The 25,817-nt window shown below is 44.5% G+C and carries 22 protein-coding genes and 2 pseudogenes; 21 read left to right on the plus strand and 3 right to left on the minus strand.

Annotated elements, in window-relative coordinates; all coding sequences use genetic code 11:
* Positions 1 to 50: 50 nt before the first annotated feature.
* Complete coding sequence (gene sigK, locus AC58QC_RS05825; protein WP_236289993.1) at positions 51 to 752, plus strand: RNA polymerase sporulation sigma factor SigK; 702 nt, start codon at positions 51 to 53, stop codon at positions 750 to 752.
* Positions 753 to 807: 55 nt separating this feature from the next.
* Positions 808 to 1,479, plus strand: a complete 672-nt coding sequence (locus AC58QC_RS05830; protein WP_497414254.1) for an ABC transporter ATP-binding protein — start codon at positions 808 to 810, stop codon at positions 1,477 to 1,479.
* A 301-nt stretch (positions 1,480 to 1,780) separates the two neighbouring features.
* On the opposite strand, the gene AC58QC_RS05835 is transcribed toward AC58QC_RS05830, so the two are convergent.
* Both AC58QC_RS05835 and AC58QC_RS05840 read right to left on the minus strand, forming a co-directional pair.
* Positions 1,781 to 1,912 carry a hypothetical protein gene (locus AC58QC_RS05835; RefSeq protein WP_497414255.1) on the minus strand — a complete coding sequence of 44 codons (132 nt, stop codon included), beginning with the start codon at positions 1,910 to 1,912 and terminating at the stop codon, positions 1,781 to 1,783.
* A 1-nt stretch (position 1,913) separates the two neighbouring features.
* A complete protein-coding gene (locus AC58QC_RS05840) occupies positions 1,914 to 2,279 on the minus strand; it encodes a helix-turn-helix transcriptional regulator (protein ID WP_497414256.1) in 366 nt (121 codons plus the stop codon).
* Between AC58QC_RS05840 and AC58QC_RS05845 the strand changes: the two are divergent.
* The 17 genes and pseudogenes from AC58QC_RS05845 to AC58QC_RS05925 all read left to right on the plus strand — a co-directional run.
* A pseudogene (locus AC58QC_RS05845) lies at positions 2,230 to 2,790 on the plus strand (ABC transporter ATP-binding protein); the annotation flags it as partial. The gene AC58QC_RS05840 and the pseudogene AC58QC_RS05845 overlap by 50 nt on opposite strands.
* A gap of 392 nt (positions 2,791 to 3,182) precedes the next feature.
* Entirely contained in the window at positions 3,183 to 4,184 is a 1,002-nt protein-coding gene (locus tag AC58QC_RS05850) for a LacI family DNA-binding transcriptional regulator (RefSeq protein WP_497414257.1), read from the plus strand.
* A gap of 88 nt (positions 4,185 to 4,272) precedes the next feature.
* The gene (locus AC58QC_RS05855; RefSeq protein ID WP_497414258.1) at positions 4,273 to 5,187 is read left to right on the plus strand and encodes an ABC transporter permease; all 915 of its coding nucleotides are present in this window, start codon (positions 4,273 to 4,275) and stop codon (positions 5,185 to 5,187) included.
* Positions 5,188 to 5,205: 18 nt separating this feature from the next.
* Positions 5,206 to 6,102 carry a carbohydrate ABC transporter permease gene (locus AC58QC_RS05860; protein WP_497414259.1) on the plus strand — a complete coding sequence of 299 codons (897 nt, stop codon included), beginning with the start codon at positions 5,206 to 5,208 and terminating at the stop codon, positions 6,100 to 6,102.
* Between the two features lie 115 nt (positions 6,103 to 6,217).
* The gene (locus tag AC58QC_RS05865; protein WP_497414260.1) at positions 6,218 to 7,882 is read left to right on the plus strand and encodes an ABC transporter substrate-binding protein; all 1,665 of its coding nucleotides are present in this window, start codon (positions 6,218 to 6,220) and stop codon (positions 7,880 to 7,882) included.
* A gap of 98 nt (positions 7,883 to 7,980) precedes the next feature.
* On the plus strand, positions 7,981 to 10,317 hold the full coding sequence (locus AC58QC_RS05870) for a GH32 C-terminal domain-containing protein (RefSeq protein ID WP_497414261.1): 2,337 nt from the start codon (positions 7,981 to 7,983) through the stop codon (positions 10,315 to 10,317).
* Positions 10,314 to 11,828, plus strand: coding sequence for a glycoside hydrolase family 32 protein (locus AC58QC_RS05875; RefSeq protein ID WP_497414262.1), 1,515 nt, complete (start codon positions 10,314 to 10,316; stop codon positions 11,826 to 11,828). The genes AC58QC_RS05870 and AC58QC_RS05875 overlap by 4 nt, the downstream gene beginning before the upstream one ends.
* Before the next feature lie 86 nt (positions 11,829 to 11,914).
* Positions 11,915 to 12,880 (plus strand): carbohydrate kinase family protein, encoded by a 966-nt coding sequence (locus AC58QC_RS05880; protein ID WP_497414263.1) that lies wholly within the window; start codon positions 11,915 to 11,917, stop codon positions 12,878 to 12,880.
* A gap of 85 nt (positions 12,881 to 12,965) precedes the next feature.
* Positions 12,966 to 13,163 (plus strand): hypothetical protein, encoded by a 198-nt coding sequence (locus AC58QC_RS05885; protein ID WP_497414264.1) that lies wholly within the window; start codon positions 12,966 to 12,968, stop codon positions 13,161 to 13,163.
* Positions 13,164 to 13,377: 214 nt separating this feature from the next.
* On the plus strand, positions 13,378 to 14,496 hold the full coding sequence (locus AC58QC_RS05890; protein ID WP_497414265.1) for a Gfo/Idh/MocA family protein: 1,119 nt from the start codon (positions 13,378 to 13,380) through the stop codon (positions 14,494 to 14,496).
* Positions 14,497 to 14,610: 114 nt separating this feature from the next.
* Positions 14,611 to 14,835 (plus strand): Spo0E family sporulation regulatory protein-aspartic acid phosphatase, encoded by a 225-nt coding sequence (locus AC58QC_RS05895; protein WP_497414266.1) that lies wholly within the window; start codon positions 14,611 to 14,613, stop codon positions 14,833 to 14,835.
* 545 nt (positions 14,836 to 15,380) lie between these two features.
* Positions 15,381 to 15,560, plus strand: a complete 180-nt coding sequence (locus AC58QC_RS05900; protein WP_497414267.1) for a hypothetical protein — start codon at positions 15,381 to 15,383, stop codon at positions 15,558 to 15,560.
* Between the two features lie 988 nt (positions 15,561 to 16,548).
* Positions 16,549 to 17,823 (plus strand): isocitrate lyase, encoded by a 1,275-nt coding sequence (gene aceA / locus AC58QC_RS05905; protein WP_497414268.1) that lies wholly within the window; start codon positions 16,549 to 16,551, stop codon positions 17,821 to 17,823.
* A gap of 46 nt (positions 17,824 to 17,869) precedes the next feature.
* Complete coding sequence (gene aceB / locus AC58QC_RS05910; protein WP_497414676.1) at positions 17,870 to 19,450, plus strand: malate synthase A; 1,581 nt, start codon at positions 17,870 to 17,872, stop codon at positions 19,448 to 19,450.
* A gap of 105 nt (positions 19,451 to 19,555) precedes the next feature.
* The gene (locus tag AC58QC_RS05915) at positions 19,556 to 20,884 is read left to right on the plus strand and encodes a DRTGG domain-containing protein (RefSeq protein WP_497414269.1); all 1,329 of its coding nucleotides are present in this window, start codon (positions 19,556 to 19,558) and stop codon (positions 20,882 to 20,884) included.
* A 444-nt stretch (positions 20,885 to 21,328) separates the two neighbouring features.
* Positions 21,329 to 21,454, plus strand: a pseudogene (locus AC58QC_RS05920) (sigma factor-like helix-turn-helix DNA-binding protein); the annotation flags it as partial.
* 62 nt (positions 21,455 to 21,516) lie between these two features.
* Positions 21,517 to 22,203, plus strand: coding sequence for an ABC transporter ATP-binding protein (locus AC58QC_RS05925; RefSeq protein WP_497414270.1), 687 nt, complete (start codon positions 21,517 to 21,519; stop codon positions 22,201 to 22,203).
* Positions 22,204 to 22,333: 130 nt separating this feature from the next.
* On the opposite strand, the gene AC58QC_RS05930 is transcribed toward AC58QC_RS05925, so the two are convergent.
* Positions 22,334 to 23,143, minus strand: coding sequence for an SDR family NAD(P)-dependent oxidoreductase (locus tag AC58QC_RS05930; RefSeq protein WP_497414271.1), 810 nt, complete (start codon positions 23,141 to 23,143; stop codon positions 22,334 to 22,336).
* Between the two features lie 240 nt (positions 23,144 to 23,383).
* Between AC58QC_RS05930 and AC58QC_RS05935 the strand changes: the two genes are divergently transcribed.
* Positions 23,384 to 24,661, plus strand: a complete 1,278-nt coding sequence (locus AC58QC_RS05935; RefSeq protein ID WP_497414272.1) for a glycoside hydrolase family 1 protein — start codon at positions 23,384 to 23,386, stop codon at positions 24,659 to 24,661.
* Positions 24,662 to 24,843: 182 nt separating this feature from the next.
* Positions 24,844 to 25,809, plus strand: a complete 966-nt coding sequence (locus tag AC58QC_RS05940; protein WP_497414273.1) for an ABC transporter permease — start codon at positions 24,844 to 24,846, stop codon at positions 25,807 to 25,809.
* Positions 25,810 to 25,817: the final 8 nt, after the last annotated feature.

Raw genomic sequence — 25,817 nt, forward strand, 5'->3', positions numbered from 1 at the left:
AGGCTACCGTAGCCAACATGCTCCGCAATACGCTCAAGGGGGTAGCTGGAATGCCAGGATTGTTTGGTACTATTGCCATGTTGATAAAGCAGCTCACATTACTAGTGTCCTACGTTAAGAACAACGCGTTTCCACAGCCACTTACAGAGGAAGAAGAAGAACGGCACTTGCGGCAAATGGCTGAAGGAAACGAGCATTCCAGAAACAAGCTGATAGAACACAATTTGAGACTTGTCGCGCATATAGTAAAGAAATTCGACAACACAGGGGAAGATTTGGAAGATTTGATTTCGATAGGGACGATCGGTCTGATCAAAGCTATCGAGTCCTTCTCCCCAAACAAAGGGACAAAGCTGGCGACTTTTGCTGCGCGTTGTATTGAGAATGAGATCTTAATGCATCTGCGCTCCTTGAAGAAAACACGCAAAGATGTGTCCTTGCATGATCCCATTGGAACGGACAAAGAGGGGAATGAGATTACTTTAATTGACATCCTCGGTAGTGAAGCAGACGATGTGGTGGATGCGGTGCAGTTAAAAATCGAAAAGTCTAAAATTTACAGAAATCTGGAAATATTGGACGACCGTGAGAAGGAAGTCGTAGTCGGAAGGTTTGGGTTGGAGCTTGGCGGTGAAGAGCGGACGCAGCGGGAGATTGCGAAGGAGTTGGGTATTTCAAGGAGTTACGTTTCAAGGATCGAAAAAAGGGCGCTCATGAAGTTGTATCATGAGTTTTATAAGGCGAAGCGGTAAAAGAATTGAATCGCAGACTTCATTCATTTGGCTTCAAATAATGGAGGCGAAGACAATGACAGCCTTAATCCAAATTGAGCATGTAAGTAAGTTTTACTATATGGGCGGAGAGACGATTCGTGCTTTGGATGACATCTCGCTAGACATCAAGCAAGGCGAATTTGTCGCTATTATGGGGCCGTCGGGTTCAGGGAAGTCTACGTTGATGAACATAATTGGCTGCTTGGACGTTTCTGATGAAGGCCTGTACGTCCTCGATGGGAAGCAGATTCATTCTTTGAAGGACTCACAGCTGGCCGAGATTCGGAATCGGAAGATCGGGTTTGTTTTCCAGAGCTTCAACCTGTTGCCGAGATTAAGTGCTTATGAGAATGTGGAATTGCCGTTGATTTATCGGGGAATGACGAAAAAGCAGCGTGAACCGATGGTTCTAAAAGCGTTGGATGCGGTGGATTTGCTCGATCGGAGGAAACATTTTCCTTCGGAGTTATCCGGCGGACAGCAGCAGCGCGTTGCGATTGCGCGGACTTTGGCAGGCGATCCGCCGATCATTTTGGCGGATGAGCCAACGGGGGCGCTGGATTCGAAGACGGGCGTGGAAATTATGGATATTTTCAGGAGGTTAAATGAGCAGGGGAGGACAATTATTGTAATTACGCATGATCGGCAGGTTGCGGAGCAGGCCAAGCGGATTGTCAGGTTTAGAGATGGAAGGTTAGTTAATTGAAAATTACAATATTAGTAACAAAGATCGGCCCTACGATAAAACCGTAGGGCTTTTGATCTTTAAAAAATGAAGAATGATGTATTCTGGACTTTGAGGAACTATAGATAGCGAACCCTCATTGGCAGTAAATGGCCTGTGGTGTTTTTTTGTTTTTAGTACTTTCATAGCGAATACGTGTTTGGTATATAATAAAAAATACGAACATACGTTTTATTTTGGTGGTGAGAAAAATGCCTTCGCAGCCATAACCTGCATCTGTGCTAATGTTGCCTGGCAACTTTCCTAACTGTGATTTAACCTTTTACAGATGAGGAATGGAGAAGCTCGTATCGGTTGGCCGTTGGTGCATATTGTAGCCCAGAATAAAGTGAACTTCAGTACCGATCTGCTCATTGTACCTCGGTTGAGCTGGCCGTTTCTCATGTAATTGCATCCTATCGCATCCGATACTCGGTAGGAGATATACCCTCAAGCTTTTTAAATATTTTGCTGAAATACAGAGGATCGTCGTATCCAACCTGCTCCGAAATATGACGGATATCCGATGGGCTCTCCAGCAACAGATGCTTTGCGCGTTGTATTCGCAGCTGCTGGATGTAATTCCGGATAGTTAGGCCGGCGTATTTGCTGAATATTTGACATATATATTCATATTTACGTTCAAGCTGTTCTTCAATAAAGTCAGAACCACATGGTGTCGTGTATTTTTCGTGCAGTAAGGAGAGCAGTTTGCGATATGTAATAAACGATGCTATTATGGGGCCATCTGGCTCAGGAAAGTCCACACTGATGAATATCATCGGAAGCTTGGACGTATCGGACGAAGGGTTATATGTGCTTGATGGGAAACAGATTCACTCACTCAAGGATTCCCAGCTGGCCGAGATTCGGAATCGGAAGATTGGCTTTGTTTTTCAGAGATTCAACTTGCTGCCGAGATTAAGTGCTTATGAGAATGTGGAATTGCCGCTGATTTATCGTGGCTTGTCGAGGAAACAGCGGGAGCCGCTGGTTCTGCAAGCGTTGGAAGCCGTGGATTTGCTGGATCGCAGGAAGCATTTTCCTTCGGAGCTCTCTGGTGGACAGCAGTAACGAGTTGCGATTGCGCGCACAATAGCTGGCGATCCGCCGATCGTTTTGGCTGATGAGCCAACGGGAGCGTTGGACTCGAAAAGTGGCGTGGAGATCATGGATATTTTCAGGCGCTTGAATGAGCAGGGAAGGACGATTATTGTGATTACGCATGACCGGCAGGTTGCGGAGCAGGCAAAGCGGATTATAAGGTTTCGGGATGGGCGGTTGGTAAAGTAGATTGTGAAACTTTCCACAGTAGTTAGTGGTGGAATGATTGAGTTATCAAGGAAAGTAAAGTTCGTTGCGAAAAAAAAAGAGTTCGTTAGTGATGCTGACCAGTACACAACTATAAGAAATGATTTGCGAACTGGTTTAATAAATTTAGAAAAATCAACAGTTTCAGTTGACAACTTTAATACCAGAAATCAACAAAGGCCTATCTCAAAGTCATTTGCCAATATTGCTTTGTACTTGCCGCCATCTGTGACAATATTCAGTAGAGGAGTTATCGGTCATATGTTTATCTCAGTTTAGACTCCAATTTATGGATTGACAGGTGATGATTTCTGCCTATATAATAAAAAGAAAACGATTGCGTAAACGTTTTTCTTCGAGGGGTTGATTCATCCATGACTGGAATTAAGCAGGTTGCCGAAATCGCAGGTGTTTCGATTGCAACCGTATCACATGTTATCAATGGTACACGGTTTGTTTCTGAGGAAACGAAGAATAAGGTTTTTAAGGTCATGCAGGAGCTGGATTATCGACCTAATTCCGCGGCCAGAAGCTTGCGGAGTTCTAAGTCCAATACGATCGGGTTGATTGTTCCTATATTGCCATCAGATACGTCAAACTTCTTTTTTATGACGGTTGCTCAGGGTATTCAGCATACGCTCAAGAAGCATGGCTACCATCTGCTGCTTAGCAACAATACAACCGAAGAAATTCACGATGAGATTGAGCAAATTAAGCTTTTTAACACAAAGCAAATTGATGGATTGATTATTGCTTCCATTACGAACGAAGTAAGCTATCTTAATGAAATTGTTGGCAAGCAATATCCAGTCGTATTCATAGATCGTCAACCAAGAGGCTATCAGGGTGATTATGTGCTCGCAGATGGGTATGGCGGAACGTATCAGGCGATTCAGGCTTTATTTGATAAAGGACATCGCAACATTGGGCTGCTGACAGGTGAGCTTGGCATTACGACCAGCAACGAACGTTTTGAAGGGTACAAACAAGCTTTACAGGATAACGGCATTGCCTACAATCCAGAGATCGTTAGTATCGCTCATTCTGATTTTGAAAACGGATACGAGGCCACGAAAAAGCTTCTCGAGAATAATGAGATATCCGCCATCTTCATCGCTAATAACGTACTTACAATGGGAGCGATGAAATGCATCCAAGAGAAGAAGATTCGCGTTCCTGAAGAGCTGGCCGTCATAGGATTCGATGATTATGATTGGACGCGCATTACGACACCGCCACTCACTGTCATTCGCCAACCTTGCTACGAGTTAGGCGAGAAAGCAGCAGAGATTATGATAGAACGGATTGAAACACCTACAGAAGCTAAACAGGAGTATAGATTACCTACTTCCCTTGTTATGAGAGATTCTTGCTAGCAGGATAATAGTAAGTAGGTGCTTTTTTTGAATATTAGGTAAACGTTTACGTAAACGATTATATTGGAAGTAGGAGGTACATAAATTAATGAAAACCAGATCGATATCAAGTAAATCCATCCTAGCCAATTACGAGCTGTATATCCTCATTCTGCCAACAATTATTTATTTTCTAGTGTTTAAATATTGGCCGATGTATGGTGTTCAAATCGCTTTCAAGGATTTCGTTGCATCCAAAGGGTTCTGGGGAAGCCCCTGGGTGGGCTTGGAGCATTTTCAGCGCTTCTTTGACTCGTTTAACTTTTGGACTGTCATCAAGAATACGCTAGGACTTAGCCTCTTCTCGCTTCTTCTTTCTTTTCCAATACCGATTATCGTGGCACTCATGTTAAATCAACTGGCGAGAGAGCGATATAAACGGTTTATCCAGACGGTCATATATGCGCCTTATTTTATCTCAACCGTCGTTTTGGTAGGAATGCTGTACGTGTTTTTAGCGCCTGGCAGCGGGCTGGTGAATAAAGTGATCCAGCTTTTCGGTGGAGAACCCGTCTATTTCCTTGCCAAAGCAGAATGGTTCAAAAGCTTGTATGTATTCTCCGGTGTCTGGCAGGAAACAGGCTTTGCCTCCGTCATTTATTTGGCAGCGCTTGCAGGTGTTGATCCTCATTTGCATGAAGCGGGCGTCGTGGATGGTGCGAACAAATGGCAGAGGGTGTGGCACATCGATATTCCAGGCATTCAGCCTACGATCTTAATTCTTTTCATCCTCGCCGTTGGTAACCTCATGAATGTAGGCTTTGAGAAAGCATTTTTGATGCAAAATGATCTCAACACCGATTCATCAGAAATTATCGCGACGTATGTTTACAAAATCGGGATTCAACGAGCAGAATACAGTTTTTCTGCTGCCATTGGTTTGTTTAATTCCTTCATCAACTTTGTTTTACTGATCACCGTCAATCGTATCGTCAAAAAGCTCAACGGCAGCGGGTTGTTCTAATAGAAAGGAGCTTCATCCATGCAGACCTATAAAATCAGAAGGACCATGAGTGACCGCAGCTTCGATATCTTGAATATCACGCTGTTAACGACTTTTGCTATTCTAATCCTTTATCCTCTATACTTCGTCGTTATTGCTTCTATCAGTGAACCGGATCGAATTTATTCGGGTGATGTTTGGCTATGGCCGGAGGGTATTACATTCGAGGGATATAGACGAATTCTATCTGATCCGCAGATTTGGTATGGCTATCGCAATTCCATCTTTTATGCCGGGTTTAGTGCCATAATTGGCGTTACTCTGACGATTGGCGCAGCTTATCCCCTATCTCGAAAGGATTTTTACGGCCGAAATGTGCTGATGTTGTTTTTCGTTTTCACGTTATTCTTCTCCGGAGGACTCATTCCATCTTATCTCTTAGTAAAAAAACTTGGCATGATCAATACGATTTGGTCGGTTATCCTGCCATCTGCGGTTGACGCTTTCGGCATCATCATTGCTCGTACGTTTTTCCAATCAACCATTCCTGATGAACTTCGCGAGGCAGCGTTCATAGATGGTTGTAGAAATACAAGATTCTTATGGAGTGTAGTTATTCCGTTATCGAAGCCCATTATCGCTGTCCTGATTTTATTTGCTGTCGTGCGGCAATGGAATGGATTCTTCGATGCCTTGATTTATCTAGATGATGAGAAATTATATCCTTTGCAGCTCGTGCTCCGAAATATATTAATTCAAAGTCAGCCCGTTGGTGATTTGGTTTCCGATATCGATTCTCTGTTGGCGAAACAGCGCGTGTCCGAGTTAATTAAGTATGGCGTCATTATAATTGCTGCGGGACCGCTCTTAATCCTGTATCCGTTCTTACAGCGTTATTTTGTTAAGGGTGTGCTGATCGGCTCTGTGAAAGGGTAATTGTTGATAATAACACAAACACTGAAGGGTGGTGGTTCTTCTTTTCGAGGTTCGTTTTCGGTTTGTTGCTTCTTCTTGTTCATCGTAAGGAATATAAAAAGGAGGTTCTATAGAAATGAAAAAACAATTATCCTTAGTTTTAACGGCATCGGTGTGTGTGAGTTTAACGCTGGCAGGTTGCACCTCATCCAAATCATCAGAGGGTGCAACCGCAACACCTGCATCGAAAGAAAGTGCGAAGCCAGCCAATTCGAACTTAAATGAAACCGGTTACCCGATCGTAAAGGATAAGGTTACGCTCAAAATGGTATCCCCAAAAGCGCCATTATCCCCCGATTATGCCGAAATGGACATTTTCAAAAAGCTGGAGCAAACAACGAACGTACACATTGAGTGGGATAACGTTCCGGAAGCGAATTACAACGACAAGAAGAATATCCTACTGGCCAGCGGCAATCTGCCGGATGCTTTTTACGGCGCACGTTTTACTGATAATGATCTCGTGAAATACAGCAAGGATGGCACCATCATTCCTTTGAATGATCTGATTGATAAGTATATGCCGAATGTGAAGAAGCTTTTTGAAAAAAGACCTGAATTGAAAGCCTTCATGACGGCGCCGGATGGCAAAATTTATTCCCTTCCCGTAGCGGAAGAGCTAGGAAAAGGGCAAGAAGGGATTGGATCCAATCCCGACTTCATGTTCCTAAACAAAGCCTGGCTGGATAAGCTGAGCCTGAAAGTTCCTACAACAATTAACGAGCTGCATGATGTTCTTGCCGCTTTCAAAACGAAGGATCCTAATGGCAATGGCAAAGCGGATGAAGTTCCGATGTCATTTATGAATACGTTCTGGACGGGAGATATCGGTTACTTATTCGGTGCTTTCGGTGTGCCAGATAAGACTTACCAACCTGGTGACAATTCCTTCAGTGAGCATTTGAATGTGAAGGACGGCAAGGTGCAGTATGCAGCTGTTGATCCGAAGTATAAAGAAGCTGTCGCTTACTTCCACCAATGGGTCGAAGAAGGTCTGATTGATAAAGAGTCCTTTACATATAACAACAATCCAGCTCCTTATTTTGCAAAAGGGAAAACCAAGGATGTCACGCTCGGCTCCTACCTCTGGTGGGAAGAAACGGAAATTGTCGGTCCTGACCGTGCCAAGGATTATGTGCTCGTGCCACCGTTCAAAGATATGGTTGTGAAATATAATAACGGTTCCCCTTGGAGCAGAGGCGGCCCTGTTATCACAAGCAAAAACAAAAGCCCGGAGATTACAGCTAGATGGTTGGATCTTCAATATGAACCGAAAATGGCTGCACAGCTGCACTGGGGTCCTATTGGTGTTGTGTTTGATGAAAAAGACGGCAAGCTTGTCCAAAAGCCATTGGCTGATGGCGTCTCTGCGGGTGAGTTCCGTCAAAAGGTTGCGCCAAATATGACAGGAGTTATCCTAGCAGAGGATTTCCAAAACCTCGTTGCTCCAGAGCCAAGAGCGCTTGAAAGAATGAATAGAATTAAGGATACGTTCGTGCCACAAATGGAAAAACAGAACTATCCGGCAATTTTCTTCACACCAGAAGAGCTGGGTAAAATCAGTAAGATTAAACCGGATATCGCTAAATTAACGAATGAAAAACGTTCCAAATGGTTGATGGACGGCGGCGTGGATAAAGAGTGGGATGCTTATCTAGCAACCCTTAAGAAAATGGGTCTTGATGATTTAATGAAAATATATCAAGATGCACTCGATCGTTACAATAAATCAGCGAAGTAATTGATGGACAGATAGAGGAATGTTGAAGCCGGGGCGGTCGCAGACCGCTCCGATTATTCAGCTAGCAAATCGGGAGGCACTTTACAGGAGGAAACAGAATGGAACCTATTGCCCATTGGTCATTTGGTGAAGGTACAGGCCATGTGACAACAGATCAAGTGACAGGAAGGCCAGATCCAATTGAATTTGCATTATTGAAAGGTCGTTTTCAACCTCCGCAAGATCCAGTTTGGCGGACGGGAGTGAAAGGGTCTGCACTGCTCTTTGACGGTTATTCAACGTATATCAGAAGGCCGAACTCGCTCGTGAAGCAGCCGGTAAAAGGCTTGACGATTCGTGCGTGGATTGCACCTAGCATCCATGAATACGGGGATGAAAATAAGCTTGCTCCCATCATTAATCAGCATAATCGTGATGCGGGGCAAGGATATATACTTGGCTTATTCCGGCATGGGGCGTGGTCCTTTCAGCTTGGCTTGGACAATGAATGGGTGGAAGTGTGGTGCTATGATCACCCGATTGCCTTACAGGTATGGTCCCATGTAACGGCGACGTATGAAGCTTCAAGCGGTGCGCTCAGATTGTTTTTAAATGGTGAGGAGGTAGCTGTTCATCTCCATACCAAGCCAGCAGAGATTACACCGACTAAGGAAGATTTGTTAGTAGGTCGAAACAATCATGCCCATGTCATTGCGGAGTCATTCTATATGAATATGTTTAATGGCTTGTTGGATGAACTGGAAGTACTGGATTACGTTATCAGTCCATCTGCTGTGAAAGAGCAATATGAGGCTTTTCTTAAAATAAATGGTTCAACGGTACCTCCTATTGAAGTGAAGGATTTCACGATCCCGCGCGAGTTATTTAATGGCGATCGGCATCGTCCGCAGTTCCATATGAATCCGCCTGGACATTGGATGAATGAACCGCATGCACCCATTTATTACAACGGTCAATATCACTTGTTTTACCAATCGAATCCGAGAGGTCCATTCTGGCACCAAATCCATTGGGGACATTGGGTCAGCGAGGATTTAATCCATTGGCGTGATTTGCCGCCAGCATTATCCCCTGAAGCAGGGTTAGATCCAGATGGTATCTGGTCAGGGAGTGCTTGCTTGGATGAGCATGGCTATCCCGCTTTGTTCTATACAGCAGGGAATGATATGCGTACGCCTAATCAATCTGTTGGATTGGCGAGATCGACCTTTCCGCAAGATGGAGATCTTGACTTAACTCGATGGATGAAGCATCCCGAACCTATTGTTGTCCAAGAGAAGGGAATGGGGCTATTCGGTGAATTCCGGGATCCCTTCGTTTGGAAGGAAGAGAACACTTGGTATATGTTAGTCGGCAGTGGGACGGGAACAGGGACGGGAGTAGGTCCGAAGGCGACGGTGAGTGCGGTTACGCAAGTCTCTCCCGATTCGGAGGAAAAGGGAGGAACAGCTCTTCTCTACACCTCGACCGATATGATGAATTGGTCGTACAAGGGGCCGCTTTTTATCAGCGACTATGAGCATTATCCCTATTTAGGGGTTGTTTGGGAACTGCCGGTCTTGCTTCCGCTAAATTGTGGCGGTCAACCAAGCGGCAAACATATCTTCCTCATCAGCCCATGGGGGAAACAGTCCACTGTGGAGGTTAACTACTGGATCGGTACATGGGATCGGGACCAGTTTACCTTTATTCCTGATCATAAGGAACCAAGATTGATGGATGTTGGCGACTTCCATTTTACAGGTCCAAGCGGCATGGTGGATCCACAGACAGGGCGTACGCTGTTGTTTACGATCGCTCAGGGCGAACGCACGCCGGAGATTGATTATGATTGTGGTTGGTCACATTGCGCAGGCATGCCAGTGTCTCTATTTCTACGTGAAGATGGTCGCTTGGGTTTTGAGCCGATCGAAGAGATTCGTGGGCTGCGGAGTAAAAGTTTACTGAAGATCGAAGAGCAAAGTCTGGATGCAGTGAATGAGATGCTAACCACCATTCATGGCGACATGCTCGAGATTATGGTGGAGTTTGAAGCGATAACAGCAACGCGATACGGCCTATCCGTGAAGCGATCACCGAACGGTGAAGAGGAGACCGCCCTATATTATGATCAACATTCGGGAATGCTCGGGGTCAATAGGGAAAAGTCTAATATGGACCCGATGGAGCGTCCAAATGGTATTCAAGAAGGAAGCTTGGAACTGGATGGTGAGCGGCTACGATTGCACATCCTGATCGACAGATCGCTCATTGAAGTGTATGCCAACAGTCTTAAAAGCCTTACGACGCGGGCTTATCCCACATCGTTGACGGCAGATGGACTTCAACTTTGGGCGAATGGTGAAATTCGTATCACATCGATGAGCGTATGGGAAATGAACCCTGCTTTTGACTTAGATTACAGAAGGAGCGATAGGAAGGTGACAAACAGATGAGTGAAAATAACTATCAGGAAGTTTTTCGCCCGCAATTCCATTTTACGCCTCCCGCACAGTGGTTAAATGATCCTAACGGCATGGTGTATTACGAAGGGGAATATCACCTCTTTTATCAGCATCATCCGGATAGTACAGTATGGGGGCCTATGCATTGGGGGCATGCGGTGAGCCGTGATCTCGTCATATGGGATCACCTTTCAATTGCTCTAGAACCAGATGAGAATGGGATGATTTTCTCAGGCAGCGCAGTTGTGGATTGGCAAGATACCTCTGGATTTTTCGAAGGCGGGTATGGACTTGTTGCCATATTTACGCATGCGGATGTGTATCCTTCAAGCGAGCGCGCTAGGCAGAGACAAAGTCTTGCTTATAGCTTGGATAAGGGCCGAACATGGGTGAAGTATGAAGGGAATCCTGTTCTTGCAGATGAGGCAGTCGACGATTTCCGTGATCCCAAAATCTTCTGGTATAAGCCCAATCAGACATGGATCATGGTATTGGCTGTTGGCAATCATATTCGATTCTATACCTCAGCTAATCTGAAGGAATGGGTGTATGCTAGTAATTTCGGCTTGGAAGAAGGCTCACATGCTGGCGTATGGGAATGTCCGGACTTCATTGAGCTGCCGGTCAACGGGGATGATAAGTGCAAGAAGTGGTTGTTAATTGTCTCAATCGGCGACCATGAGGATTTCGTGGAAGGCTCTCGTACCCAGTATTTTATTGGTGAATTTGATGGATTAAGCTTTAAAAACGACAATTCGCCTGAAACGATTCTATGGCTGGATTATGGTCGAGACAACTACGCTGGCGTCACGTGGTCCGATATGCCAGAGGGAGATGGAAGACATGTCCTTATGGGGTGGATGACCAACTGGAAGTATGCTTTGGTGACGCCTACCTTAGAGTGGCGGGGGGCAATGACGCTTCCCCGCATGCTCTCTTTAAGTGCTGAAAGCGAAGGCATTCGTGTGCTGCAGCAGCCTATTGAAGAACTGACTAGGTTGCGAAGACAAGCGCAAACATGGCCAGCTATGGAGCTTTCATCCGAAGCTATCCCGACTGCCTTGATGCAAGGCGATTTACTGGAGATCGAGGTGGAGTTTGAACTGGGCAGTGCGGCTGAATTTGGCATTAAGCTTGGTAGCTCCCAAGAGGAATGTCTCCTCCTGAGATACCATTGTCACAAGCAAGAGCTGTCAATGGATCGTGCCCATTTTGGGAAAAGCGACTTTCATCCCCAATTTGCAAGTGAACCGATTGTAGCTCCACTTCAACCGATGGATGGCAGAGTTAAACTGCATATCTTCTTGGATTGGTCGTCAATTGAGGTATTCGCGAATGAGGGGCGTGTTGTCATGACTAATCAAATTTTCTCGGAAACAACGTCCATGTCTGTCATTCCGTATGCACTTGATGGGAATGTTATTTTAGTATCTTTGACTGCGCATACGTTGCAGTCGATGTATTCGGTATCCCCGCTGGAGCGAATGAATTTGCTTAGGTAGGTTATTCATTCTTGGGCGGCACTTCGAAGCAGGGATGCCGTCTAAGAATGGTTGTTACAAATAAAGATAGATAGGAGCAAGAGAATATGGTAGATGTCATCGCCCTTGGAGAGCTGTTAATCGATTGTACAATGGTCAGTACCCCTACTGGGGAGGTGGGACAATTTCAACGTAGTCCGGGTGGAGCACCAGCGAATGTACTTGCCGCTCTGGCAAAACTTGATAAGAAAACGGCATTCATTGGAAAAGTAGGCGAGGATTCCTTCGGACATTACCTCAAAGATGTGCTGATTACTAACGGGATTGATGTCACTGGTTTAGTGTTCTCCGAGACGGAGAATACAACGTTAGCTTTTGTTGAATTGGATTCTTCGGGGGAACGATCATTTACATTCTATAGAAAACCTGGAGCGGATCGGATGTTGAAGACAGTGGAAATCCCAACGGAACTCTTGCGTGAATGCCGAATTTTCCATTTTGGTTCCATTTCACTGACGCATGAACCGGCTCGTGCTGCAACGCTATTTGCTGTCGGTACAGCCAAGGAGTCAGGTGCACTTATTTCGTATGATCCGAATATACGGATCAGTTTATGGCCTAGTGAAGCCGTGGCGAAGGAGCAGATTCTTGCGGCGATGCCACTGGCCGATATGGTGAAAGTATCCGAGGAAGAGCTAGCCTCTCTGTTCCGTACGACCGATTTACTCGAAGGGACGGAGCTCATGTGGAAGCAATACGGGCACACGCTCATTCTCGTTACTTTGGGAGCGGGAGGATGCTTCTATCGCTGTGGAGAAAAGACGGGGCAGGTAGCGGGTTTCCACGTACCAACCATTGATACCACGGGAGCCGGCGATGCCTTTGTAGGTGGCGTTATGTTCCAGTTGCTGGAGCAATCCCAACCTTTGGATCGCTTGTCGCAAGCCGAACTGGAGGCAATCGTGACGTTCGGTAATGCCACAGGAGCGCTAGCCACAACGAAAAAAGGCGCCATTCCCGCTATGCCTTCACTGGAAGAGGTTCACACACTAATCGCTGCATCAAGAGAATAGACATAGATAATTTTGCGAGAGGAGGTTTATAGTGAAGAGGCTGTTTGCAATGATGTTCAAATAAGAAGAAAGGAGTGTTATCGCAATGATGATAAATAAGAGTATCCTGCAAAAACACTTGATGCGTCTGGTCATGATGCTCTTTGTCGTTTGTTTAACCGTTCCTAGCTTGCCAGCAACCGTTGCCAAAGCGGCAACAATGCTGGGCATTCATTGCATTCATAACGCTGCTTTGAATATTGACGGCGTTATAGACCTTTTTGAATTGGTCACATTGCGTTAATAATCGGAGAGGAGCCCACAGGCATCCTCTCCTTCTTTGAACTGGAATGGCTACTACATCAAGGTGGATCCGAGTCTGAAACACTTCGCTTTCTTTACTTTTCGGAAAATATCACATGCGAGAATCAGAGGAAATCTAAATAATCACCGAGTGACTTTTGTTAAGATAAGATAAGGTTGTGTATGACATTTTCAAGAGAATCGGGGCGTTTATTATGAAAATAGGTTTTATTGGTTGCGGGGTCATTTCCACGGCTCACTTGGATGGTCTAAAGAAATTAAAGGATGATAACAGGAAGACGTTTGAATTGACTGCTGTTTGCGATCTGAACCTTAATAGAGCGGAGGCTTTCGCAATTGCAGTGGAGAATCAATTGGGGAAGCGACCCAATGTGTATACGGATTATCGCCACATGCTTGAGAAAGAAGAACATTTGGATGCAGTCTCCGTATTGCTTGACCATGATCTGCATCATAAGGTGACAGAGGATTGTTTCGCTTCAGGAGTCAACGTCCAAATGCAAAAGCCGCTTGCAATTTCGCCATTGTTCGGTAGAAAAATGCTGGCTGATGCAAAAAAATATAACAAAGTGTTAACCCTATCAGAACCAAGTGTATTGGGAGCAGGTAACGTCGCTATGGCTCGGGCTGTCAAACACGGTTTGATTGGGGACGTATATATGATCATGGACTACGCAACAGTTACACTTGGACGAACTTTTTTTGCGGGTACCCCCTGGCGTCATATGAAGGGCCGTGCAGGCGCTGGATGGATTAATGACCATGGCGTCCATCGAACTCATTTTTTTACAGAAATTAATGGCCCAATCCATGAAGTATTCGCCTACACACAAATTTTCGAGAAGGAATTAAGTAATGGTGAGAGCACTATTTATCCAACTGGAGAAGATACATCTGTTACTGTTTTTCGCTTTAAGAATGGAGGTCTGGGTCATTGGATGTGCAGTACAGCTGCTCATGGTGAGAAAACAGGAGGGGTCTGGGTCTATGGAAGCAAAGGTTGCAAGCGACCCGGTCAGTATGCGGTACTTGAAGATAGCCGTGTCGTTCCCTTATCAGAACTCATCAAGGATTATGCCTTTGATGTTGTAGATGATCCCTTTGCTCATTCTTATGTGGAATTATGGGATGCAATTGTGGATCGAAAGCAGCCCATCTCTAGCGCTGAGAGAGGTCTCGAAGCATTGAGTGTTGTATATGCTGCCTTGGAATCGGCAATGATAGGCCAACCAGTAAATGTCGAAGAAATCATTCTTGGAGAAAAACATGCATATGAAGTTTCAGTGATAAAAGAAATGAGAGTGTTTACTTAGAAAAATGCTTGTCATACAGTTATAATGTTCAAGTTTCGGAGCTGCTGGCCCCTCATTTTGTTGGGCTTGCTTTTATATCATCGTCGACGTATTGAACTGGAACGGAGATACGTAATGGAGCAATTCCTCTTAGAGAAAATCGAAACACTGCGTCTTCAAATGGTTCAAGAAGCATTAGTACAGAGCGGTCTTACACATGAAAATGTGATTGCAATTAGCCGCGAATTGGACAGATACATCGCTTTATATCAGAAGTTAAAAGACGATACAGTAAGAGTAATCGAGCAATATGAAGGTCACCTATATAAGTTGCAACAAAGTAATTCTTTATACATTTAAGTATCGTTGTCACTATCAATGTGCTTGATTCGCAACAGAAATGAGGGATAATTTAGAGAATAAAGTCAGCGTAAAAACTCGCGGGCTTTTTTGTGCTTTTTCCTGGGATACATAAATAAGATAAAATTCTTGTATTTGTAGAGACATATGCACCAGTCTCTCAATGGCTACTACTGCCTTCGCTATTTGGGAGTTGAGCCCTATAGAAGCGCCTAGCTGGGCGCACTGAAAAAGGAGATAAGCAGTTATATGCTCATCTCCTTTCCTTTTACTAACAGGTGCGGTATCGACTCTGTATAGAAAACGTATCACTCTAATGATCTTTGCAATGACGGGACGAAAGACGGGGAAGGTTTCGAATGCGACTTTAACTTAACGGGTTCCACCATTCATCTCAATTACTAGGGAATTAAGCCTTTTAGGTTGTTTTATTTGAAAAAATTGTAATGAAATCGAAAGTCAGTATACGAGCATTTTGAAATCTTTCTATTAATGAGATCGCTTACAATAACCGTACCAAATACAAGAAAGTTAAAGGAGGACATATGAGCAAGAAATTTCTATTATTTTCTGCGGGAACGGCAGCAGTGGTACTCGTTGGAGTCGGATTGGCGTTCATGTTAACGAAACAGCAACACAAAGGAGTGAAGAACCCTAGTATGTCTATTAACAACAACAGTAATCCGAATTATTACACAGAAAAATTCCGTCCGCAGTATCAGTAACGGAATCGGGGAACATCGAATGAGGATTAAATTTAAAGCGCTTACAAAATTTTCGCCTCAGTATGTGGGAATTCAAAAAAAATATTGTTCCCTTTCGTGCTGGTCATTCTGATCACGCTGCTTTCCATGAACTGGATATCGTATTTGATGGCAGAGAAGATGATTACACAGAAGGTCGTTGCTTCTACCGACAAAACACTTTATATGAAGCGAATAAACTCTCTCATAGCTATAGGGCGAGACCAAAGGACTGTCAGGGTAAACCTGATGTTTTTTTGTTATATAACATTAAATTAATTTTATGATTGTTATTGCATAATCCTTCTAAATTGTTATACAATATAAGTATAAAATTTAATTATATCAATACAATTGTTCGTAAGTTGAAGGGAGAGACGGTTATGAGTAGTTTGGCATCGTCGAAGGAGTTCGAACGAAGGAAATTCACAAACTTTCATGCTTATGACTTTCAGAGAACTATTGCGAAGAGAGAAGAACGTGAGGAACACGATGAATGTGGTGAATCTGCTTTCTACCCCTTATCCCCCGTGTCTTTAGCATTGTATTATGCGTTTGATCCACAAGATGAAGTGGGATAAATTGGGGAGTTTGCGAGCTAATAATATGAAACGAAACCCTGCCGAATGTCGGCAGGTTTTTTATTGTTATAATATATTTAATTTAATTATTTATTTTATAAAACAGTATTGAACATAATCGCTTATTGTGTTATAAATTATATTAACAAAACAAACTGTATTAATACATTAGAGGAGGAGACAACAATGGATTGTCCAACATGTCAAGGTAATGGAGATTTAGAAGAAATGAGAAGCACTGATGAGCACTATCACAAAGAGGGGATAAGCATCAATTGTGGCCAGGACCGTGTGCTTTGGCCAAACACTTGCCCTGTTTGCGGCGGTAGCGGATATCTAGACGTATCCTTTTAAAAAACTAAACCCACCATAAAGGAGTGCACATTATCATGAGTAAACAAAATCAACGCGAACAACTGCAAGCAAGCTGGAATTCCAAGCGATTTTCAGGGGTAACTAGACCTTATTCAGTGGAGGATGTGCTTCGTCTTCGTGGCTCAGTAATGATTAAACAGACATTGGCTGAGCAGGGGGCTCGTAAATTCTGGGAGCGGGTAAACGTAGAAGACTTCGTACCTGCACTTGGGGCTCTAACAGGAAATCAAGCAGTGCAGCAAGCAAAAGCAGGACTTAAAGCGATTTATTTAAGCGGTTGGCAAGTTGCCGCCGATGCGAACTTATCCGGTCATATGTATCCCGATCAAAGTCTTTACCCAGCTAACAGTGTTCCTAGCGTAGTAAAAAGAATTAATCAGGCGCTGCAGCGCGCCGATCAGATCCAGCATGCGGAAGGTAAAGGAAGTATTGACTTCTTTCTTCCCATCGTAGCAGATGCTGAAGCCGGTTTCGGTGGGCCGCTAAACGTATTCGAGCTGATGAAGGGAATGATTGAAGCGGGAGCCGCTGCTGTTCATTTTGAAGATCAGCTCTCCTCGGAAAAGAAATGCGGCCATTTGGGCGGAAAAGTGCTGCTGCCAACACAGCAGGCCGTAAAAAACCTAATCGCTGCAAGGCTGGCTGCTGATGTGATGGGCGTGGATACGGTGTTAATCGCCCGAACTGATGCGAATGCAGCAAGTCTCCTTACGAGCGATATTGACGAGAACGATCGACCGTTTCTAACAGGCGAACGCTCGCCCGAAGGATTCTTCTATGTGAATGATGGTTTAGATCAAGCGATATCACGTGGTTTGGCCTATGCGCCATATGCAGATATGATTTGGTGCGAAACATCAGAGCCGAACCTTGAGGAAGCCAAACGTTTTGCAGAAGCCATCCATGAGAAATTTCCTGGTAAATTGCTTGCTTACAACTGCTCTCCTTCTTTCAACTGGAAGAAGAAATTAGATGATGCTACGATTGCAAAATTTCAAAAAGAGCTTGGTAAGCTGGGCTACAAGTTCCAATTCGTGACCTTAGCAGGCTTCCATGCGCTGAATCACAGCATGTTCGAGCTCGCTCACGATTACAGAGATCGCGGTATGGCTGCTTACTCTCAGTTCCAGCAAACGGAATTCGCAAGTGAATCTCGTGGTTATGAAGCGACACGCCATCAGCGTGAAGTAGGAACAGGCTATTTCGACGAAATTTCCCAAGTAATTACGAGTGGTACTTCTTCCACTACTGCGCTTTCCGGATCGACGGAAGAGGAACAATTTTGCTAGTTAATAGCAATGCCAGAAGGAGATGAGGATATTGATCGATCAAACGATGCGAAAGGGAATTGAAATTGAACCGACTTCTACGGAAGGGCAAAAGCTGCTCACACCAGAAGCCTTGGCATTCGTGGCGCTGCTTGAGCGAGCATTTGGAACAAAACGGCTTGAGCTTTTGCAGCAACGTAACCTGAGGCAGAATCTTATTGATGAAGGAGAGCTGCCTGACTTTCTGCCCGAGACTACGCGGATACGTAGCAGCGACTGGACAATAGCACCGATCCCTGCGGATTTGCAAGACCGTCGTGTGGAAATAACAGGTCCAGCTGGTGATCGTAAAATGGTCATTAATGCGTTCAACTCTGGTGCTTTCATCTACATGGCTGACTTTGAGGACGCCAACTCCCCGACATGGAACAACACGATTGATGGCCAAGTGAATCTCTACGATGCCATTCGTCGAACAATCGCCTTCACCAGTCCAGAAGGGAAGAGTTACAACCTTCAGGATCAGACAGCAGTGCTCAAAATTCGTCCTCGCGGATGGCATTTGGAAGAGAAACATATGAAGGTAGATGGGCACCCGGTTTCAGGTTCGTTATTTGATTTTGGCCTATTCTTTTTCCATAATGCTAAGGCGTTGATCCAGCGAGGAAGCGGGCCTTATTTTTACTTACCCAAGTTGGAAAGTCATCAGGAGGCACGTCTTTGGAACGAAGTGTTCAAGTTTGCTCAGCAGGAGCTAGGCATTCCGCAGGGCACGATTAAAGCTACGGTGCTCATCGAGACGATCGTCGCGGCTTTCGAAATGGACGAAATTTTATATGAACTTCGAGAGCACAGCGCGGGGCTGAACTGCGGACGATGGGATTATATATTCAGTTACATTAAAAAGCTGCAGAAGCAGCCTCACGTCATCGTTCCCGACCGTGCGCTCGTAACGATGGAATCGCCTTTCATGAAAGCATACTCACTGCTCACCATCCAGACTTGTCATAAGCGAAATGCTCCTTGCATCGGGGGCATGGCCGCACAAATTCCGGTGAGGAATGATCCAGGGGCGAATGAAGAAGCGATGGCGAAAGTGAGTGTAGATAAGCTGCGCGAGGTGAGGAATGGTCATGATGGCACATGGGTGGCTCATCCCGGATTAGTACCTGTGGCGAAAGCGATATTCGATGAACATATGCCGTCAGCCAATCAAATTAGCAAGCAATTATCTGACATCGAGGTTACCGCAGAACAATTACTGGAAGTGCCGCAAGGGACGATTACCGAAAATGGTATCCGGACAAACGTTAGCGTCGGCATTCAATATTTGGAAGCGTGGTTGCGTGGTTTCGGCGCTGTGCCGATCAACAACTTGATGGAAGACGTGGCAACTGCGGAAATATCACGTGCACAACTATGGCAGTGGATCCACCATCCTCTAGGGATTTTGGATGACGGGCGCAAAGTAACGCCAGAACTTTTTCTACAGATTCAAAGTGAAGAGTTGGATAAGATCAGAGCGAAGCTCGGAGAAGAAGAACTACAGCAAAGAAAATTTGATCTAGCGAATGTGCTTTTTACCAAAATGACGGTTTCACCTGACTTTGAATCTTTTTTAACCGAACAAGGGTATAGGTATTTGTAATTGAAGTAATTTGAGACAGGGCCTATAGGAGGCTTCTGTCTTTTTTTATTTGAATATACTATAATTATTTTAAATGTTATAGAACAGTTCAGTGAGGTGTGAACCATGAGCACGGGCCATTCGGAGCTTCATACGAAGCATGAACAAATTACGAAATATATTGAATCGTTGGCTGTGGGCACGAAGCTGTCCGTACGGCAAATCGCTCAAGATCTAGATGTGAGTGAGGGAACAGCCTACCGTGCTATTAAGGAAGCGGAAAATATCGGTTTGGTGAGCACAAAACGGCGGATCGGCACGATTCGAATGGAAAAGAAAGAAGAACCCGTCATTGATAAATTGACGTTCGCGGAAATTGTGAATGTGGTGGAAGGTGTTGTACTGGGCGGCTCTTCGGGTATACATAAGTCACTGAACAAATTCGTTATCGGCGCGATGCAGCTTGAAGCCATGTTGAAGTATATTGAAGCAGGCAATTTGCTCATTGTCGGCAATCGCGTGCAAGCCCATATGTGCGCACTTAGTCAGGGCGCTGGTGTGTTGATTACCGGTGGATTTGATACCACGCCTGAAGTGAAGGAGCTGGCAGATGAGCTGCAGTTGCCGATTATCGGCAGTTCTTTTGATACATTCACAGTAGCTACAATGATTAACCGAGCGATGGAAGACCGCCTCATTAAGAAAAAGATTATGATCGTTGATGACATCGTGCGTAAAGATAGCCCAATTTACTCTCTAATAGCTACTGATACGGTCAAAGACATGCAAAAGCTGGTTGAAGAAACGACGCATACGCGATACCCTGTCATCGATGAGAATCAGGTCCCGATCGGTATGATTACAACCAAGGACATCATGGGTGCTAAACCGAATCAACTTATTGGCAGCTTAATGACACCAAATCCACTAATGATTAACTTGAAAACATCGGTAGCTTCAGCCGGACATACTATGGTGTGGGAAGGTATTGAACTTCTGCCGGTTATAGATAACGATCGCAAGATGATCAGCGTCATAAGCCGCAAGGATGTCATGAAAGCGATGCAGCATATGCAAAGACAACCTCAGAACGCTGAAACGTTCGAAGTGCAGATCTACTCAGGGATCGATGAACTTCGAGATGCGGAAGGCAAGTTGTTTTTTAAAGGCACGGTTACACCTCAAATGACCAATTTTGAAGGTTTGGTCTCAGAAGGTGTGCTCACAACGATTATGATTCGTGCAGCTTACAGAACGGTTCAGGAGCATAAGAAAGGCGATCTTATTTTGGATAGTTCTTCCAGTTATTTTCTGATCCCTTTGCAAATCGATGATGTTATTGAAATCGTGCCCTCCATTGTGGAAATGAGCCGCAGATTTTGCAAGATTGATATGGAAATCGTGACGAACGGTACTAGAGTAGCAAGATCGATGTTTACGGCACGTATTTTATAATTGTAAAAGTACTTCATCTGGACTAACACTAACCCCGTTTCCTCTGCTTTTTGAAGTAGAGGAAGCGGTTTTTTTTAAAGAAGAAGTTGGAGGCAATTTTTTATTTAAAATTATTCCAGATGTGGATTGAATTAAAAATACTGATCTTTGAAGAACGACCTTCGCTGCTTGAAACAATTAAGGAAATTTTCGAAAATGTGTCGTTCGACACGAAAGGAACCTCAACTGGAATGGGACTTGTTAGCGGAGCAAGAAATTACGACCTCTTGACGTGATGTTACCGGGAATGAACGGTCTGGACACCGTAAAGCATTTATAGAATCGTAAAATTTCAACCCCTATTATCATACTAACTGCAAAGGACAGCGTCCAAGATTGCATGAGGGTGCTGGTTACCAGCGCGGATATTTATGAATGGAGCGAAGACAATGACAGCCTTAGCTGGGCGGTGAAGAGCGGACGCAACGGGAGATTGCGAAGGAACTGGGTATTTCGAGGAGTTATGTTTCAAGGATCGAAAAAAGGGCGCTCATGAAGCTGTATCACGAGTTTTATAAGGCGAAGCGGTAAGGAAAACAAGTTGAGGTCGACACGTCGGTGAATCGTATTCTTCATTTATTTGGCATCAAATAATGGAGGCGAAGACAATCACAGCCTTAATTCAGATTGAGCATGTGAGTAAATTTTATTTCATGGGTGGCGAAACCATAAAGGCGTTGGACGACATTTCGTTAGATATCGCGCAGGGCGAATATGTTGCGATTATGGGGCCGTCGGGATCCGGCAAATCAACCCTGATGAACATCATCGGGTGTTTGGATGTGTCGGACGAAGGGGTCTATACCCTTGATGGAAAGCAGATTCACTCGCTGAAGGACCCGCAGTTGGCCGAGATTCGGAATCGGAAGATCGGGTTTGTTTTCCAGAGCTTCAACCTGTTGCCGAGATTAAGTGCTTATGAGAATGTGGAATTGCCGCTGATTTATCGTGGAATGACGATAAAGCAGCGGGAGCCGATGGTTCTAAAAGCGTTGGAAGCGGTGGATTTGCTCGATCGGAGGAAGCATTTTCCTTCGGAGCTGTCTGGTGGGCAGCAGCAGCGTGTTGCGATTGCTCGGACGTTGGCCGGGGATCCACCGATCATATTAGCGGATGAGCCTACTGGGGCTTTGGACTCGAAAACGGGCGTGGAGATCATGGATATTTTCAGGCGGTTGAACGAGCAAGGGCGGACGATTATTGTGATTACGCATGATCGGCAGGTTGCGGAGCAGGCGAAGCGGATTGTGCGGTTTAGAGATGGAAGGTTGGTTCATTGAGTTTCGAAATGAAGTAATAAAACCCGTGCAAATTGCGCGGGTTTATTTTGTTCGTATATTTTTGAGGAATCGCATCCAATGAACGTAAGATCAGAAATAAATATGGTGAATCTCTTAAAGCAAATATGAGTTATTCCAATATTTCCGGATGAGCCCACTGAGTAGGCGTAAGCTTACCAGCGCTAGATCCAGCGTCAACTGTGATTGCTGAACCACTAATATAACGAGCCAAATCAGAGGCTAAAAATAAGGCTAAATGTGCAACTTCCTTTGGATTTCCTAGCTTTCCGTTTGGTGATAGCAACTTTGCATACTGTTGAATAACTTCCTCAGGTGCATCCTTCCAGATTGAAGTTTTAATGGTTCCAGGACATATCGCATTTATAGAAATGTTATAAGGTGCATAATCAAGTGCCGCACTCTTTGTAAGACCTACAACGCCATGCTTGGCGGACGTATAAATAGCCATGGAACTATTGCCTAACAAGCCAGCTACGGAGGCAACGTTGATAACGAATCCTGCCGATGATTTAGATTTCAGGATGGCTTCTATGCCATATTTCATGCCCATAAATACGCCCTTCAGGTCAATCGACGTTAATTTATCAAATTCAGATGTTGAGTACTCATGAGTTGGTCTATTGTCGGCACTTATACCGGCATTGTTGACAATGCCGTCCAAACGGCCATATGTTTCGACCGCAAAGTCAATCATGCCCCTAACCTCTTCTTCTTTGCTTACGTCAGCTGAATAGAAAGAAGCAACGCCACCCAAAGATTGGATTTCTTCAACAAGCTTAGTACCCTTTTTGACATGAATATCGGATACGATGACTTTCATCCCATTTTCTGCATAGCACATCGCAATTGCTTTACCAAGGCCATCAGAAGCGCCTGTTACAATGGCCACTTTGTTTTTTACACTCGAAAAGTCTGTCATGCATGGAATCCTCCTTATAATATTTGGGTTTTGTTCCTATACCTTAAGTCAATTTCGGGTTCTTCACTAACGTTTTACCGACTTCATAGTGGTAATTAAACGACAAATTTATAAAATTCCTAGAGATTGTAAGAAAGTCGTCAAAACGTCAGAGAAGCGTCGTTAGAATGTTAGTTGCCGTGGAAGGTTTTTACTAAAATAAGGTTGCAGCAATCAACAGAAGTTTAAGGAGGAGTAGGGATGGCACTTCAATTTCCAAAAGGTTTTTTATGGGGCGCATCGACGGCAGCGCATCAGGTAGAGGGAAATAATACAAATTCTGATTTTTGGCTAATGGAAAATTTGGAGGGATCGGTATTTGCAGAGCCGTCGGGCATTGCGGTAGATCATTATAACCGTTTCAAGGAAGATATTGCTGAGATGGCTAAAATGGGTTTAAATTCGTATCGGTTCTCGTTGGAATGGGCACGAATCGAGCCGGTGGAAGGGCAATATGATGCCGCAGAAATCTCCCATTATCGGGACGTTCTTTTAACATGCAAAGAATATCAAATCACTCCGATCGTGACTCTTCATCACTTCAGTTCGCCACAATGGCTAATTCGTCTTGGGGGTTGGGAGTCAGCAGAGACGCCAGCAAGATTTGCTCGCTATTGTACACATGTCATGCGTGAATTAGGCGAATTGATTCCTTATGTATGTACGATTAATGAAGCGAATATTTCCATCGGAATTAAGAAAATTATGAAGCGATATGAGCTCAAATCAGGCTCTCCGGGTGCGCAGGTTGGCATGAATATGGAGAAAATGGCCCAAATGCAAAAATATTTTATGGAACTAAGCAAAGCGTTTGGAGTTCCGCCAACAGAGGTTCATTCCTTTTTGGCTCCTCGCTCGGAGCAGGGTCTTGCTGTCATCTTCCAAGCGCATGTGGAAGCGAGAACAGCCATTCGGCAGATCAGTCCGCAAACCAAAGTCGGAGTTACTTTGTCACTCTATGACATTCAAAGCGCACCTGGCGGAGAAGAGAACGCGAAGGAAGCATGGCAAGAGGAGTTTCTCCAATTTGTTCCCTACTTGCAAGAGGATGACTTTTTCGGTTTGCAAAACTATACACGCGCTGTGTATGGGCCTGATGGCCTTCTCCCTATTCCAGAAGGGGCAGAGACGACACAGATGGGGAACGAATATTATCCAGAAGCGCTTAGTGCGGTTGTCCGTTATGTTAGTGAGCATCTGAAGATGCCGATTATGATTACTGAAAATGGCGTAGCAACGGATGATGATACCCGTCGTGTTGCTTTTATCGATCGTGCCTTGAAAGGGGTCCATGATTGTATCACCGATGGATATCAGATATTGGGCTATATGCATTGGTCCCTGATGGATAATTTTGAATGGCAGCTGGGATTCTCCAAGACTTTTGGATTAATTGAAGTGGACCGTACCACGCAAGAGCGAACCGTTAAACCTAGCGGTTATCATCTCGGTAGCATTGCAAGAGAAAACGCGATCTAACGCGTTAATTCAAATAAGGACTGACCGGGCATATCCCCGCGTCAGTCTTTCTTTTTCTCGCAGAAGATAAAGTCGTTAAAACGTCACTAGGAAGTCGTTAGATTGTTAGAGGGGGGAAGGCATATCCATTATGATCAAGGTAAGTCATTCGAGTAATAAACGGAAAGGGAAGGGATTGTAAGATGGAAAAAGCCGGATCGGCAACTGTACTGCAAGCGGGTATTCAGATCAAGAAAAAAGAAAACAAGTTCCGTAAATATTGGCCACTTCTGACGATGATGGCTCCTGGTCTGCTATACCTGTTATTTAATAACTATCTCCCCATGCTCGGGATCGTCATTGCGTTCAAAAAGATCAATTTTGCTAAAGGTATTTTAGACAGCGACTGGGTTGGGTTCAAGAACTTTGAATATCTCTTTAAGACATCGGACGCTTTTATCATTACGCGAAATACGATTCTATACAACCTCGTGTTTATTGTGTTAGGCACCATTTTGTCACTCGCCTGTGCGATTCTGTTGAATGAGATTAAAAACAAAATTTTACTTAAGTTTTATCAGAGTATCATCACACTGCCTCATCTCATCTCGATGGTTATCGTCAGCTATTTGGTATATGCCCTCTTAAGTGCGGATACGGGATTCTTGAATCACACAGTCCTGCCTTGGTTTGGAATAAAAGACGGGATTTCTTGGTACACCGAAGATAAGTATTGGCCTTGGATTATAACGATCGTTCACTTCTGGAAAAGTGTTGGTTATTCGAGCATTGTGTTCTTTGCCGCATTACTTGGCATTGACGAGGAGTATTATGAAGCAGCGAAGCTCGATGGTGCAAGTCGATTGCAGCAGATTCGTCATATTACGTTGCCTATTCTAACACCGGTCATCATCATGCTGACGCTGCTTAGTATCGGAAGAATATTCTACTCGGATTTCGGATTATTTTATCAGGTTCCAATGAATTCAGGATCATTATTTAACACAACAGCTACGATTGATACGTATGTATTCAGGGGCTTAACGGGCAATGGCGATATTGGGATGTCCACTGCTGCTGGTGTCTATCAATCGATCGTTGGATTCTTACTTGTCATGCTAGCGAACTATACGGTGCGACGGTACAGCAAAGATAACGCATTATTCTAAGTAGGAGG

The sequence above is a fragment of the Paenibacillus sp. J22P51 genome (assembly GCF_059692215.1).